Annotated in this window: 14 protein-coding genes and 1 tRNA gene; 3 read left to right on the top strand and 12 right to left on the bottom strand. The window is 40.2% G+C overall.

Going from position 1 to position 14744, the window contains the following annotated elements; translation table 11 throughout:
• Nucleotides 1-41: 41 nt before the first annotated feature.
• Nucleotides 42-611 carry a BON domain-containing protein gene (locus tag AAEU31_RS16835; protein WP_421967815.1) on the bottom strand — a complete coding sequence of 190 codons (570 nt, stop codon included), beginning with the start codon at nucleotides 609-611 and terminating at the stop codon, nucleotides 42-44.
• A 329-nt stretch (nucleotides 612-940) separates the two neighbouring features.
• Here AAEU31_RS16835 and AAEU31_RS16840 point away from each other — a divergent pair, with 329 nt between their 5' ends.
• Nucleotides 941-1597: a LiaF domain-containing protein gene (locus AAEU31_RS16840; protein WP_135922766.1), complete on the top strand. Its 657-nt coding sequence runs from the start codon at nucleotides 941-943 to the stop codon at nucleotides 1595-1597.
• Nucleotides 1598-2148: 551 nt separating this feature from the next.
• On the opposite strand, the gene AAEU31_RS16845 is transcribed toward AAEU31_RS16840, so the two are convergent.
• Both AAEU31_RS16845 and pmbA read right to left on the bottom strand, forming a co-directional pair.
• Complete coding sequence (locus tag AAEU31_RS16845) at nucleotides 2149-2565, bottom strand: VOC family protein (protein WP_135922767.1); 417 nt, start codon at nucleotides 2563-2565, stop codon at nucleotides 2149-2151.
• A gap of 129 nt (nucleotides 2566-2694) precedes the next feature.
• Complete coding sequence (gene pmbA, locus AAEU31_RS16850) at nucleotides 2695-4032, bottom strand: metalloprotease PmbA (protein ID WP_135922768.1); 1338 nt, start codon at nucleotides 4030-4032, stop codon at nucleotides 2695-2697.
• A gap of 137 nt (nucleotides 4033-4169) precedes the next feature.
• Between pmbA and yjgA the strand changes: the two genes are divergently transcribed.
• Complete coding sequence (yjgA, locus tag AAEU31_RS16855; protein ID WP_135922769.1) at nucleotides 4170-4691, top strand: ribosome biogenesis factor YjgA; 522 nt, start codon at nucleotides 4170-4172, stop codon at nucleotides 4689-4691.
• A 112-nt stretch (nucleotides 4692-4803) separates the two neighbouring features.
• On the opposite strand, the gene AAEU31_RS16860 is transcribed toward yjgA, so the two are convergent.
• From AAEU31_RS16860 to AAEU31_RS16885, 6 genes are all read right to left on the bottom strand, one after another.
• Nucleotides 4804-5256, bottom strand: coding sequence for an REP-associated tyrosine transposase (locus tag AAEU31_RS16860; protein ID WP_135922770.1), 453 nt, complete (start codon nucleotides 5254-5256; stop codon nucleotides 4804-4806).
• A 523-nt stretch (nucleotides 5257-5779) separates the two neighbouring features.
• Nucleotides 5780-7852, bottom strand: a complete 2073-nt coding sequence (locus tag AAEU31_RS16865) for a M13 family metallopeptidase (RefSeq protein WP_421967816.1) — start codon at nucleotides 7850-7852, stop codon at nucleotides 5780-5782.
• A gap of 482 nt (nucleotides 7853-8334) precedes the next feature.
• The gene (locus tag AAEU31_RS16870) at nucleotides 8335-8907 is read right to left on the bottom strand and encodes a hypothetical protein (RefSeq protein ID WP_421967817.1); all 573 of its coding nucleotides are present in this window, start codon (nucleotides 8905-8907) and stop codon (nucleotides 8335-8337) included.
• A 4-nt stretch (nucleotides 8908-8911) separates the two neighbouring features.
• Nucleotides 8912-9415: an RNA polymerase sigma factor gene (locus AAEU31_RS16875; RefSeq protein ID WP_421967818.1), complete on the bottom strand. Its 504-nt coding sequence runs from the start codon at nucleotides 9413-9415 to the stop codon at nucleotides 8912-8914.
• Between the two features lie 21 nt (nucleotides 9416-9436).
• Nucleotides 9437-10144, bottom strand: a complete 708-nt coding sequence (locus tag AAEU31_RS16880; protein WP_421967819.1) for a hypothetical protein — start codon at nucleotides 10142-10144, stop codon at nucleotides 9437-9439.
• Between the two features lie 249 nt (nucleotides 10145-10393).
• Nucleotides 10394-10470 (bottom strand) — tRNA-Ile (locus AAEU31_RS16885).
• A 272-nt stretch (nucleotides 10471-10742) separates the two neighbouring features.
• Between AAEU31_RS16885 and hemN the strand changes: the two genes are divergently transcribed.
• Entirely contained in the window at nucleotides 10743-12116 is a 1374-nt protein-coding gene (gene hemN / locus AAEU31_RS16890) for an oxygen-independent coproporphyrinogen III oxidase (protein WP_421967820.1), read from the top strand.
• A gap of 60 nt (nucleotides 12117-12176) precedes the next feature.
• On the opposite strand, the gene AAEU31_RS16895 is transcribed toward hemN, so the two are convergent.
• The 3 genes from AAEU31_RS16895 to AAEU31_RS16905 all read right to left on the bottom strand — a co-directional run bounded on the left by AAEU31_RS16895 (nucleotide 12177) and on the right by AAEU31_RS16905 (nucleotide 14722).
• Nucleotides 12177-12692, bottom strand: coding sequence for a DUF2489 domain-containing protein (locus AAEU31_RS16895; RefSeq protein WP_135922776.1), 516 nt, complete (start codon nucleotides 12690-12692; stop codon nucleotides 12177-12179).
• A complete protein-coding gene (gene yihI, locus AAEU31_RS16900; protein ID WP_135922777.1) occupies nucleotides 12689-13288 on the bottom strand; it encodes a Der GTPase-activating protein YihI in 600 nt (199 codons plus the stop codon). Before yihI ends, AAEU31_RS16895 begins: the two co-directional genes overlap by 4 nt.
• Before the next feature lie 801 nt (nucleotides 13289-14089).
• Nucleotides 14090-14722 carry a c-type cytochrome gene (locus AAEU31_RS16905; protein ID WP_135922778.1) on the bottom strand — a complete coding sequence of 211 codons (633 nt, stop codon included), beginning with the start codon at nucleotides 14720-14722 and terminating at the stop codon, nucleotides 14090-14092.
• Nucleotides 14723-14744: the final 22 nt, after the last annotated feature.

Consider the following 14744-nt stretch of genomic DNA (forward strand, 5'->3'; position numbering starts at 1 on the left):
TCTATTAGCCCAGCCAAAGCTGGGCTAATTTAGGCTTGCTGTTATTCAGCAACAATCGTTAATTCATCGATTACTTTGCGAACGTCTTCAGCGTTTTCAGCGATACTGATTGCTAATTGCTTTTCAGCATCAGACTCAACGGTACCTTTAAGTGTTACTACACCGTTATCGGTATCAACATCTATGTCTGTACCACCTACTTCTGAGTTAAATAAATAACGTGTTGTGATTACAGTACTGATTTTCGCATCTGTTAAATCGCTTTCAGTTGAATCAGCTTTATCTGCTTTCATTTTCTTAGCCTTCATGTTTTTAACAACCGTTAGTTTGTTATCAACAGAGCTAACGCCATCTAGGCTAAGAACAAGCTCTTCAGCAAGCTCTTTATCTAATTCACTATCAACTTTACCTGTAAGTACAACCTTGCCATTCCTTACATCAGTGTTGATGTCAAAGTTGTTAAGGTTTGTGTTCATAAGAAGCACAGTTTCTGCCTTACCATCAATCCAAGCATCTTTACTTTCATTTTCCCAACTGCTTGCCTGAGCTGACATACTTGTTGTTGCACCAATTACTAAAGCGGCAATCATAGATTTGTTAAAAGTGTTCATAATCTTCTCCTTTTGATTTAAGACACTTTTACTAATGCGACTATGATGCCAACTATTTATTTGTTTAATTTCAACACCTTAAACCTTAATTCAGCGACTATTTATATTCAATTCGGTAAAGATTTACAGGCTGCTCGGTAAGAAGTTCACTATGTTGCAAAAATAACCATTTAGTTGCTGATTTTATTAATCTGTGGTTAATTTAACTAAGTAACGTTGACACTACAAAACACAACATATTGATTTATAGTAAAATAAAATTTGGCCTAAGCTTTGCTTTATTACGAATAACATAAAAATCACTTTGATAATCACAACAGGGAACTAACATGGCCGTTAAACTTGAAGATCGCCCAATCGATCAAGTAAGAGAAGAAGTAATTGATCAACTCATTTATAACTACAGTCATGCTGTTATTTCAGCTGAAGCATTTGAACGCCGCTTAGACCAAGCAATGGAAGCCACCAGCAACGAAGTACTCGTTGAACTTGTTGCTGACTTAGAGCTAAAAGCTGATATTGACTACAAATCGCAAAAGCATGCGCAATTTAAACCTCATTATGGCCACAGCAGCGATAACGAAAGTCTGCAGCTTCGTAGCATTTTGGGTTCAAATGAGCGCAGCGGCCAGTGGGTAGTGCCAAAAGAAATTCACCTTACAAATTGCTTAGGTTCAATTGAGCTAGATTTTAGCGAAGCGATTTTCCAGCACCAACATGTCACTATTTACGTGAACTGTATTTTAGGTAACGACGAAATCTATGTGCCAGAACATGTCAATGTGGTATCAAAGCTGTTCAGCGTTATTGGCAGTGTAGAGAACAGATCAGTCGCCTTAAATAAAGGCCAAGGCCCAACCATTACCATTGAAGGTAATGTATGGCTAGGCTCAGTCGAGATTTCAGTTAAACGTACCATGAAAGAAAAGTTCATCAGCTTTGCCAACAGTCTAAAAGCCAGTTGGAAAGAGATGAATAAGATGTAGTAAAAGTTGCGAGTTGCGATTATGTTAATGTAGGTCGTCATTTATGGCGACAAGATATTGCATACGTTTCATCAATGACGCGCTAAAGCACGACCTACAAGAATGCGCGCGAAATAAATTTCACGCCTACGTCAAACGTGGGAACAGCTTTAGCCGTGAATAAAGTAAAGCTGTTCGGCATTAAAAGGCCCCTACACCGTAGGCGTCACGCTTGCTTGACGCGTCTTACATACAACGCTATTCCATCAATCAATACCTGACCTACAAACAACACCGCTCGGCTTCAAACTGACAGCTGAAAGCTCACTAAACTTCACCCCCACATCAAAGACATTTAATCGCACAAAGAGGACAAGAGGCGCTGCGCTTTAGAGGAAGTAAAAAATGATCTTGAGGTTCCCTCATTCTCTTCTCATTCACTTCTCTTTGTGCAAATACTTTCAGCACTAAAGTACCTCTTACTAGGCAGGCCTTTGGTAAAGGCCTAAAACAACACCGCTCGGCTCAAAACTGACAGCTGAAAGCTGACAGCTAAAAGCTGACAGCTCTAGCTACAAGTCATTATTCCTTTCACTCGGTATATCACTGAAATACTCTACAAACTCAACTTCAAAACCTGCGGGATCGATAAAATATACATTTTTACGATATGGGTTTTCTGGACCCTGTTTATCTATTTCATAACCAGCGTCAACCAAGCGTTCAATTACGGCATTAATATCGTTTGTCACATAAGCAAAATGAGCAAGGCCCACTTGGTGCCCTGCTAAATCACGGTTTTCGTCTTCACCGTTATCGCTCAGAGCAAGATATTGGTAATCATCACCAAAGTGCAGCCATTTGCGCGGTTTGCCTGACCATGTGCTATCACCTTGGCTACGCACCCGCCAATGCGGGAACGCAGCTTTATAAAAGTGCAGCATGGCATCAACATTACTAACAACAAGGTTTACGTGCTCTAAATACATGGTAGTTTTCCTTTTTATTTTTAAACTGCCACCAAGATAAAACCTCAAGTTAAGTTCAGGTAAAGCACTTTTTCAAATAAAAAAGCCCCACAAACGTGAGGCTTTAAAAATTGAGTAGTTATTGATGAATCAGCTACCAGCAACCTGCATTTGTTCAATCAATACAGAGCCGGTTTGAATACCGCCACGGCGCTCGATATCACCACCTAAACCGACTACCGCTTTAAACATATCTTTTAAGTTACCAGCAATTGTGATTTCACTGACTGGGTATTGGATTTCGCCATTCTCAACCCAGAAACCCGCCGCGCCACGTGAGTAATCACCCGTTACAGTGTTCACACCTTGACCCATAAGCTCGGTTACTAGTAAACCTGTGCCCATAGTTTTTAAGAGTGCTTTTAAGTCAGCATGAGTTTGCTCAACTAACCAGTTATGAATACCACCAGCATGACCCGTTGGTGTCATAGACAGTTTACGTGCAGCGTAGCTTGCTAATAGATATGTTTGAAGCTCACCACCTTGAATAATTTCACGGTCGATAGTTTTTAACCCTTCCGAGTCGAATGGTGAAGAGGCTAAGCCTTTTAATAAATGTGGACGCTCAGAAATATTTACACAATCACTAAATACTTTTGTGCCTAAGCTATCCAGCAAAAAGCTCGATTTACGGTAAAGCGCGCCGCCACCAATCGCAGACACTAAATGACCGAATAGTGAGTTGGCAATATCTGCTCTGAAGATAACTGGCACTTTCATGGTACCTAGCTTTTGACTATTAAGCTTAGCCAATGTTTCTGTTGCCGCTTCGAGGCCTACTTTTGCAGCATCGTTTAAATCATCTTTATGTCGCGCTACGGTATAAGCAGAATCGCGCTGCATTTGCTCGCCATCTTTACCAATCACCATGGTGCTAATGCTATGACGCGTGCGCGGGTAACCTGCAATCATGCCATGGCTGTTGCCATAAACACGCAAACCTTGGTGAGAAGAAAAACTCGCACCGTCTGAATTTACAATACGCTCATCGGCGTTTAGTGCCGCCTGCTCTGCTTGATGGCAAAGCTCAATACCTTGCTCTGGGCTTACTTCCCACGGGTGATACAGATCTAAATCAAGTGGTGCGAATTCAAGCAGTTCTTTATCAGCGATACCATTGTATGGATCATCTGAAGTGAATTTAGCAATATCAATGGCTTTTTCGACCACTGTACGTAATGTTTTAGGGTTTAAATCAGCCGTTGAAGCAGAGCCTTTGTTATTCCCCACATAAACACTAATACCTAAGCCACCGTCTTGGTTAAACTCTATTGTTTCAACTTCGCCCATGCGCGTACTAACAGACAAACCTGACGTGCTCGACATCGCCGCTTCTGCAGCAGTAGCACCCAACTTTTTTGCATGCTCAAGTACTTCGCTTACCGCGTCTTTCACTTCAGAAATGTGTTGATAAATAGGATCTTTCATCTTGTGTGTCCTAGGTTCTGATATTTTTTATAGTGTAGCGAATGCTAACACACTGCGAGACGTGCATCAGCTAATATTAATCATTAACTAAATGACGTATAATAACGAATAGTTAAGTTTACTGAATGAGCATCCTTATGGCGAAGAAGAAAAAGCCACTTATCGAAGAAGAAATTATTTACGTATCAAAAAGCGAGTTAAAACGTGAAGCCATGCAATATCATGGTTTGGGTGCTGAAATCGCGAAAATGCCGAAAAAGCAACGCGATCGCTTACCACTCAATCACGATTTAAAAGAAGCCCTTGTTGTTTCTGATAAAGTAAGTGATAAGAGCGATGCTTACCGTCGTAACTTAAACTATATCGCAAAAGTATTACGTACTACTGAAAACGTTGATGAAATCCAAGCGATGATCGATATTATGCTCAACAAAAACAACCAAGCGGATGTTTTGATGAACAAAATCGAAACGCTACGTGATGATTTAATCAAACAAGGTGACGATCTGATCAATTCAACAATTGATCAATACCCTTCTCTTGAGCGCCAAAAAATGCGCCAGTTAGTACGCAGCGCCGCAAAAGAAGTAAAAGCTGAAAAACCAGCCAAAGCGTACAAAGAATTATTCCAGTATCTTAAAGATGCGATTATGGTTTAATTTGTATACAGAAAGCCGCTTAATGATAGTTTTGCGGCTTTTTAATAATCATTTCGGCGCTAAAACACCTTCTGCAACCCCGTAGGAACAGCTTTAGCCGTGAAGAATTTACCTATAAATAGATACAATCCCAAAAAGGGTAATCACGCACACTTTTAACAATTCCGGCCCTTAATGGGTTTGCGATGATGTACCTCGATACTCCAAGCAAATGTTCTTCGTTCCTTATTAAAGAATCATAATATCCTGGCTGCCAAATTTTTCGTTTAGAGCATGTTTGCTTGTTTATGAGATATGAACTCTTCCCTTTGACCTCTTGAATCAATCGAGCTAAAGGTACTTTATCTTGTAATTGAAATAACCAGTGTAGGTGATCAGGCATTACCACAAAACAGATAGTTTTAGCTTTAATTTCTTCTATAGCCCTTAGAGTGTTAATTAAAGCTCGTGCATTATTAAAGTCAGAGAAATAACATTTTCTATCAAGCGTTGAAGTGGTAACAGAGTAATAATGAAATGGGATTGATACCCTATGCTTTCTTAGATTTTGATAATGTGCGGTCATCCATAACCCTCCATTTATTATCTTAAATCTAGACAAAGACGTATAAGAATCAAGTTAAACCCTCGTATGAACCGCTTTAGCCGTGAACATCACGAACAAAAAAATCACCTGAACATTCCGGCGTTAATACACCTCCTAAAATCCCGTAGGAACGGCTTTAGCCGTGAACATCACGCACAACAATCATCTATCATTTCGGCGTTAAAACACCTCCTACAACCCCGTAGGAACGGCTTTAGCCGTGAACATCACGCACAACAATCATCTATCATTCCAGCGTTAATACACCTCCTACAACCCCGTAGAAACGGCTTTAGCCGTGAACATCACGTACAAAGATCACCTGAACATTTCGGCGTTAAAACACCTCCTACAATCCCGTAGGAACGGCTTTAGCCGTGAACATCACGCATAAAAATTATCTATAATTTCGGCGTTAAAACGCCTCCTACGTCAAAGCTGACAGCTCCAAACAAAAAAGGCTCTGAGCGTTCACTCAGAGCCTTTTTAAATCGATAATCAATTACCAGATTTTTACGCGATCTTCTGGTTTGATATACATCTTGTCGCCTTCTTTCACATCAAACGCCTGATAGAATTCTGGCATGTTTGAAAGAATACCGATTACACGGTAGTGGCTTGGTGAATGAGGGTCTGTCATTAGGCGGTTGCGTAACTCTTCGTCACGGTATTTACGACGCCAAATTTGTGACCATCCCATGAAGAAACGTTGATCACCCGTGTAACCATCAATCACAGGCGCTTTTTCATCACCAAGTGATAATTGGTAAGCAGTATAGGCAACTGTTAAGCCGCCTAAGTCACCAATATTTTCACCTAATGTTAGCTCACCATTTACGCTAGCATCTTCAAACGGCTTATATTCATTATACTGAGCTACTAGCTGACCTGTGCGCTCTTCAAACTGTTTAAGATCTGATTCGCTCCACCAGTTACGTAAGTTTCCGTCACCATCGTATTTCGCACCTTGGTCATCAAAACCGTGACCAAGTTCGTGGCCGATTACCGCACCGATTGCACCGTAGTTAACAGCGTCATCAGCTTCAAGGTTAAAGAAAGGCGGTTGTAAGATAGCCGCAGGGAATACGATTTCGTTGTTCACTGGGTTGTAGTAAGCGTTTACTGTTTGTGGTGTCATGTGCCACTCAGAGCGATCAACTGGCTTACCTAGTTTAGCAATCATATCGGCATATTCCCATTCGCTGTGGCGAATGTAATTACCGACTAAATCATCGCTTTTAACTTCAAGTGCTGAGTAGTCTTTCCATTTATCTGGGTAACCGATTTTTGGCGTGAACTTATCAAGCTTTTCTTTTGCAGCGACTTTTGTTTCTGGGCTCATCCACTCAAGGTTTTCAATCGCAACTGCGTAACCTCTAATTACGTTATCAACTAACTCTTCCATACGCGCTTTCGCTTCAGGTGGGAAGTTATCTTTAACGTATACTTTACCAAGCATTTCACCTAATACACCGTTTGATGCATCAACTGCTTTTTTCCAAAGCGGAGATTGCTCAGTCACACCACGAAGCGTTGTGCTGTAAAAATCAAAGTTAAGATCTACAAGCTCTTTATCTAATAGTGCAGCGTAGTTGCTCACAAAGTGGAACTTAAGGTAATTCTGCCAAGTTGCTAAGTCTGTATCCTTGTAGATACCTGCAAATTTTTCTAGGTAACTAGGTTGGCGAATGATTACCTCTTCAGTTTTGATACCTGACGCATCAAGATAAGCTGCAAAGTCAAAGTCGCCAGTAAGTTTGTTAGCATCTGCAACGCTCATCTTGTTGTAAGATTTAGTAGCATCACGACTTTCAACTCGGCTCCACTGCGCATCAGCAATGCTTGTTTCAAGATCAATAATAGCTTTAGCCGCAGATTCTGCATCTGCTACACCCGCTTTACTTAAAATAGCTGTAACATATGCTTGGTAAGCTTCACGAATTTTTGTGAATTTTTCATCGTCTTTTAGATAATAATCACGATCTGGTAAACCTAAACCAGACTGATAAACATACATCGCGTATTCGCTCGAGTTTTTTGCATCATTATTGACATAATAACCAAATGGTAAGCTACCACCTTTAATGCGAAGTTCAGCCATTAAAGCAACAAGCTCAGGCTTGCTCTTTACTGCATCAACGCTTGCAAGTACTGGCGTTAATGGTTTGATACCAGCCGCTTCACGGCCTGCTTCATCCATATAGCTGTTATAGAACGCCGCTAACTTAGCTTCATCTGACCCCGGTTTAACATTAGTGTTTGCCGCTGCCTTTTCTAGCACTTCTTTCATCGCTTTTTGCGAATCATCGTAAAGCTGAGTGAATGAACCATAGTTTGATTTATCACCTGGAATTTCTGTTTTTTCTAGCCATTCGCCGTTTACGTGATAGTAAAAGTCATCTTGTGCGCGAACAGACTTGTCCATGTTCGCCAGTTCAATACCTGAATTTAAAGGTGCTTTTGCTTCAGTGACGGCCGCAGTTGCTGGTGCTTTAGTTTCTTGTTCTTTTTCACCACAACCAACAAGACCGAGGGCTAGTGCAATACTTGCCGCGGTAAGTGTTACTTTTTTCATGGGAGTCCCGTACTAATTATTTTTTGATGTATTTATCGAAAAACTAGCAAACCTAATTAATCATTAGTTTTTCGCTTTCTCCATAATAAACCTCTCAAGCAAAACAATAAAACCGAATATGTAACAATTCTTATCAAAAAAAGATAAGCGGCATATCTGAGCGGTGGAAGGGAGAAAAGCGATAAGGTGAAGACCGTAATGGTATTCCTAACAACTCATTTAATTAGCGTATATTTCGCAAGTCGAAGTCGTTATGAGCCGATGTTTTCACACATCAGCTTTTTAATGAGATGAAGCTTTCTTAAGCTGTGCAATCCCCCAAAAAAGCACCCCTGCTCCCGTGCATGATAAGAAAAAGAACAAACCCAAGCCGACAGGCGATCCCCAAAACAAAATACTGTATAAAACTTCCATCTCTATATCCTTTATTATTATTTGAATAACACGTTATATAAGTTTTAGGAACGGCTCGTCAAGAAGCATTATCCACGCATTGCTTGAATACTCTCTAGCGCTTTAACAAGCTGTGCTCTTAGTTTTTGATAACGTATATAAACAGCCAGTACGATAGTGCCATTAATGCCAAGCTGGATAAGCCATAGGCTGTATGTTTTAAACATTACCATGTTAATCAAAGCAACGATTAGCAAAGCGCACCAAAGAATGACACAGCCAATAAAACTCACTTGCCAGTAGTGAACTTGGTGCTTCAGCTGGTTTTCTTTAAAATTAAGCATTGCATTGACATCTAGCGTTTCTGCTCGCCAAAGCTTTCGTCTTAAACGGTATGACCAAACCCCAAAACCTAAAGGAATAGGCGCTAATAGCGCAAACATAATGGTTTCATACGTATTTTTTGCCTCAAACAACATGGCGTAAATACAAAACACGGTTACCACAACACCTAATAAAGAGTCGATTAAACCTTTTAGCTTTAACTTAGTTCGCGACTTTTGTGTTTGTGCAATTAACGCCGCGCTATCCACTTTCGGGGTTGCTTGCACGAATGCCTGCTGCCACTTGGCTAATTGATCATCTGCTTCGAATTTATCCACTTTATTACTCCATTAGGCTCGCAAGTTGTTGTCTTGCTCTACTTGCACGTTTAGCAACTGCATCTTCAGACAATCCCAGCGTTTGAGCTATCTCATTTTGATTAAACCCTTCAAGCTGCAAAGCAAGCACCTGCCGGTATTTCAGTGCTAATTTACGAAGGGCAGCCATTAAATCTAAACTGTCGTCTGGTGATTTATGTGCACTTAAGGCGTGGGTGTAATTAATACTTTCAGAGCTTGCCATCTCTTTACGGTTTTGCTCTTTAATCACATGATCAACCGCTTTATTGTGAGCTATTCGGGCAATATAGGTTTTCATGCTGGCATCACCTCGAAAGGCAATATCGGGAGATGAGCCGCTACTTTCAAAAGCGCGCCAAACAGCAAGCGACATCTCTTGAATTAGCTCATCTTGCAGCGCTTGGTTTATCTCGTAGGTTGCAGCAACACGCGCCAACAACGGCGCGTATTCATTCAGCAACGAATTTATTTGAACGTCAGCTCTCACTGTACTTCCATGTTTTTATTATTATTTAAACAAACGAGTATAGGCACAAAAGAAGGTACATGCTAATACAGGCCCCACCAATAGCATAGGTAAAAGACTATAAGGGGCAACAAAGGTAACAAGCATATTAATCAAACAAAGTATGCTTAATGGTTTAATCACCGTTAATGCGGTTGTAATGCTTTCTTTTACAGCTGAAATAAGCGAAGCATTATTTAAAAGTAACAGGGGCACCACAAACATAAGCAGCATATTTATAGGGACAATTGATACAAACATAACCCCTACGCGCCAGCGCTCAACATCAACAAACTGACCAGACAATAATGCCGATAACTGCTCACTACCGATCAAAGCACTGCCAACAGCAAATTGCACCAGCGCCAGTAAAATACCCACAACAGACCAAGTCGCAACCCTGCCCCACTTCGCCCATGTTGCATTATGCCTAAATGAAAATCTCTGGTTATTATTCAGGTTAAACAACAAAGGCCATACCGTTGCCATAAGCATAGGCGCTAACCATTTTGATACGGTTAAACCAGTAGGTGCAGGCAATAGTTGCACCACACCAGGTACAATAGCGAACAGCGTCATAAGTAAAAAAAGTTTAAACGGTGCTTTTTTAAATAGCGCCCATCCTTCTTTTAACCAAAGAGTAGCACCACTAAATGGTGCGTTCATTGAATCAAGTTTTAGCGTATTCACAGTTGAGGTTGTAATCGTCATGAGTTTGTCCTTTTCGTAAAAATAGATACATAAGACACTGCCTATCGCTACCACCAAATAGAACAACTTCGTGTCATTTGCAGCTATAGACGAGACAAACTCAAAAAACCTGACAAAATATTTTTAAAAAATTAAAAATAATTTTATTTCGTTGAATTTTAAGGATAAAAAAGGGGTGGAACAAAAGTGGAACACAATTGCTAAAAATAGATATAAGCTTTTGATTTTTGGATTTTTACAGTAAGAAAATGGTGGCCCCTCCCAGACTTGAACTGGGGACCTAACGATTATGAGTCGTGTGCTCTAACCAACTGAGCTAAGGGGCCATTGTATTAGCTTTTGCTAATTTTGAGATACGTTTAGGAAGACTAACTCACTAAAGCGGGTTGCAGTATAAAAAGTTTTTGTAACCTTGTCACTAGCAAAACTCTTTATTTTAAAAATCCTTAAACTATTTGCTCAAATAGTAAACTCTTTGTTTTTTCAACGACCTTAAAGCATGTCAATTGATTTCTAGCCTCCGACATTGTTCTAGATCAAATAGCTAAATCACTAAACTCGTTAAAATAGCCGCTCAATCAATTGCGGAGTGCTGACTGTGATAAATTTACCAAGCTGGGATCAATCTTTGATCAATAAATACAATATTTCAGGGCCAAGATATACATCTTACCCCACTGCGTTGTCTCTAGCTGATGGTTATAACCAACAAGATATGATTAACGCGATTGCGGCATCGAAAAGCCGTTCTTTATCGTTGTATATCCATATCCCTTTTTGCAGTCAGCTTTGTTATTACTGTGGTTGTAATAAGGTGATCACTCGTCATCAGTCTAAAGCCGATTTATACCTCGATAATTTAGCGCTTGAGATTGCTGAGCAGGCAACGCTTTTTGCTGATTATAACGTTGAGCAACTGCATTTAGGGGGTGGTACGCCAACGTTTTTATCTGCAGAGCAAATGAGCCGCTTAATGGCGTTAGTTGAGCAGCATTTTAATTTTGCTGATGATGCTGAGCGCGGAATTGAGATTGACCCTCGCTCTTTAGCTGATGGCATGTTAGTACATCTGCGTAAGCTTGGCTTCAATCGTGTCTCGTTTGGTATTCAAGATTTTAATGATGCTGTACAGCTGGCGGTTAATCGTCCGCAAAGCGTGCAGTCAGTAAAAGGTTTAATTAGCGAGGCTCGTGAGCTTGGCTTTAAATCTATTAATGCTGATATGATTTACGGTTTGCCATTACAGACACCTGAAAGCTTTAAAGAGACGATTGCACAGCTGATTGAGCTAAATCCTGATCGCGTGTCGGTATTTAACTATGCTCATTTACCAGATAGATTTGCAGCGCAACGTAAAATTAAAGACGCTGACTTACCTTCTGCTGGCGATAAACTTACTATGTTCAAAAATACACTTGAGCAAATGTTAGCGGCGGGCTATCAGTTTATCGGTATGGATCACTTTGCTCGTAAGGATAATGAACTAGCGATTGCCCAAAATGAAGGTAAATTACACCGTAATTTCCAAGGTTACACAACACATGGTCAGTGTGACTTATTAGGTTTGGGTGTGTCGTCGATTTCGCAAATTGGCAATGCCATTTTACAAAACGAAAAAGAGTTAAAGCACTATTACAAAGCCGTGCAAGAAGGCTTTGGCAATGCAGTATGTAAAGGTGTCGCTCTCACTGATGACGATACTTTACGTGCAGCGGTGATCAAACAATTGATCTGCCAGTTTGAGCTGGATATTCCCTCAATCGAAAAACAGTTTAATATCAACTTTGCCAGCTATTTCTGTGAGGCATTGCAAGCACTGGACCCATTACTAGCTGATGGCTTGGTGTCTGTTAGCCAAAATAAGATCACAGTAACAGCCCGCGGTAATTTATTTATTCGTATTATTTGTATGTGCTTTGATGCGCACCTACAACAACAAATAAAGCAAACTCGTTTCTCACGAGTAATTTAACAACAAAAAGCAGAGCCTAGGCTCTGCTGTTTAATTAGCTTAATTCAACGATACGTCAACTTAATTAAATACTACGTTTTCGCTGCCTGGAGCTGCTTTAAACTCTTCAATAATACGTGCGCAATCTGCTTTAATCTCATCGCTATGCTGCTCTTCAGCACGCCAACGAGTGGTGTCCATTTTAAAGATCTCTTTTTTAGAGTACTTTTTACGGGCATCGTGCGTTGGCATGTCTTTTACAACTTCGTACATTTTGAATATGCCTGGGTAGCGCTCACTTAACTCAAACTCTTCTGCAAAGCTGTATTGAGAGATCAGCACCCAAATGCGTAGACAGCCTTCTGAGAACTCACATTGCTCTTCATTCATCGCACGGGCAATTAAATGAATGCTGTCGGCTAACTTTGCATTACGCTTTGCTTTTGAGTCAGCAAGCTTTAGCGCATACTCAGCTTTTTTCTTAGCGATAAGCTTATTTTGCTCTTTTAGTTTATACAGAAGTTGTCCTGCATAAAACGCAAGTCCTGCGATAATTGCCGCACCAATAACTATGGCAATAATCAAGGGTATGCTCATCGTTCATCCTCATCTTCGTCATCTAACCATTCGTTTGCTAGGTCATCAGATAAGTACTTATCGAAGTCAGATTCACCTTCATCGTATGAATCATCTTCAAAGTCATCTTCGTACTCGTCTTCGTCTTCAATACCTAGCAGTTCACATAACTCTTGGTGACGTGCGATACGACTATTGAAGTACTTAGCATCTTTACCTGTTAACAACTCACCACGTTCGTGACGCTCAACAAGCTTTAATAAGCGCTCATCATTTTCTAATGCTTCTAGCTCTTGCTCTGGTGTTAGCTCTGGCTCATTAACTTTCTTAAGCTCAACCATTGGTTTTAAGTTACGTTTCATTTCAACTTTTGGTTCAGCTTTAGGCGCAACTAATGAAACTGGCTTTTTGCTACCAACACGTTTATCTTTCGGTTGGTTATTAGCCTTTGTGTTCTCTCCCTTTTGCACGTCAGGGGCGTTTCGAGAACCTGGTTTAGCACCTTTGGTCTTTTTAACTCGCTGCTCCTTCAACGCTCGCATCTCTCTAAGTTTTTCTTTACTCAGACGTACCGGGCCATTTGATGGAATTTTACGCGACTTTTTCTTTCTACTCATATCTTGATCGTCTCACTTAAGAGGTTGTGCACAACACCTTTAGCGGCATTGTAATGCTGGCATAACCAGAAGAATTCGGTGTGCGGATGTGGTTTGTCAACATGACGAACTGCGCACTTTTCATACTCTCATATCAATCGTGTTAAGTTATTTAGCAGCTAAATATTTAAGTCGATTGGTATTAGTACAAACGGTGGCTATTGTAACAGGACAAATAAAAAGGCGGTAGAGAAAACATCTCTACCGCCTACTAATCTGAGCGCCAATAATTTGGACACTTCTCCCTTCGACTTTTAGTCTTTATTATTTTTATTATTATTTTTTATCCATTTTGTTATTTTTAAACCTTCCGTGTAGCATTCCATTTTGTTTTTATTATTAAACTTCCGTGAGCTTTTATTATTCTCGGTCAATCCTGACACTTTTTTGTTATTTCCTTTAGTACATCAAACGATGTAACCCCCTAAAGATTTGCCGCAATCACTTTCCTTATTGCTTTGTCCTTGTTGTTTTTATTGTCTCAGCGACAGTGGTTAATTTACTCATTAATAATTTTGTTACAACTAATTTATATAACTTTTCTTACAGTCAAAAGATTAAAAAACGACAATTACCTTTTAAAACAATTTGTTATATTATAAAAAAAAATAAAAATAAGATTTAGCTCACATTGAAGTGTGGGCAATGTCTCACAAGGAAGTAAGAAATTTCGATGAGATAAATATGAAAAAAAGCAGCTTGCGCTGCTTTTTTTACAATTTGTACACTTTAATGCCAATATTTACATTCGGCAATCAGACTTTAGTGTAAGCCACCTAAGTATTTTGAAAGAACTTCGATGTCTTTGTCTGTTAATTTTTTAGCGATGTCTTGCATCATGCCGTTTAGGTCATTATTGCGTGTACCATCACGGAATTTTTCAAGTTGAGACTTGATGTATTCTGGGTGTTGGAACGAAATTTTTGGGAATTTAGCAAGTGATGTACCGTTACCACGAGGACCGTGACACGCAGCACATGCTGGAATACCACGCTCTGCATCACCGGCTTTATAAAGCTGCTGACCCACTTCTACTACATCTTTAGGTGTTGAACCTTCAGACATATTTAAAGAAGAGAAGTAAGCTGCTAGGTCTTTCATGTCTTGATCGCTAAGCGGCATAGCCATACCACTCATTACTGGATCCATACGGCCTTCTTTGCCGCCAGACGTCATACCTAATTTAAACTCTTGTAATTGTTTATAGATATAATCTGCGTGTTGGCCTGCAATTTTAGGGTAGATATTAACCGGTGCATTACCGTCTGGGCCGTGACAGGCCGCACACGTTGCCGATTTCTCTTTACCTGCGTTTACATCGCCATCAAATGCTGTTGCGTTGCTTGCTGACAACGTTCCAAGCAATATAGTTAAAGATAGTGCTATTTTTTTCATGGTGAATTCTCTGTTTCCGACC

Origin of the sequence: Pseudoalteromonas thalassia (assembly GCF_049257215.1) — a bacterium.
GTDB lineage: Bacteria > Pseudomonadota > Gammaproteobacteria > Enterobacterales > Alteromonadaceae > Pseudoalteromonas > Pseudoalteromonas lipolytica_C.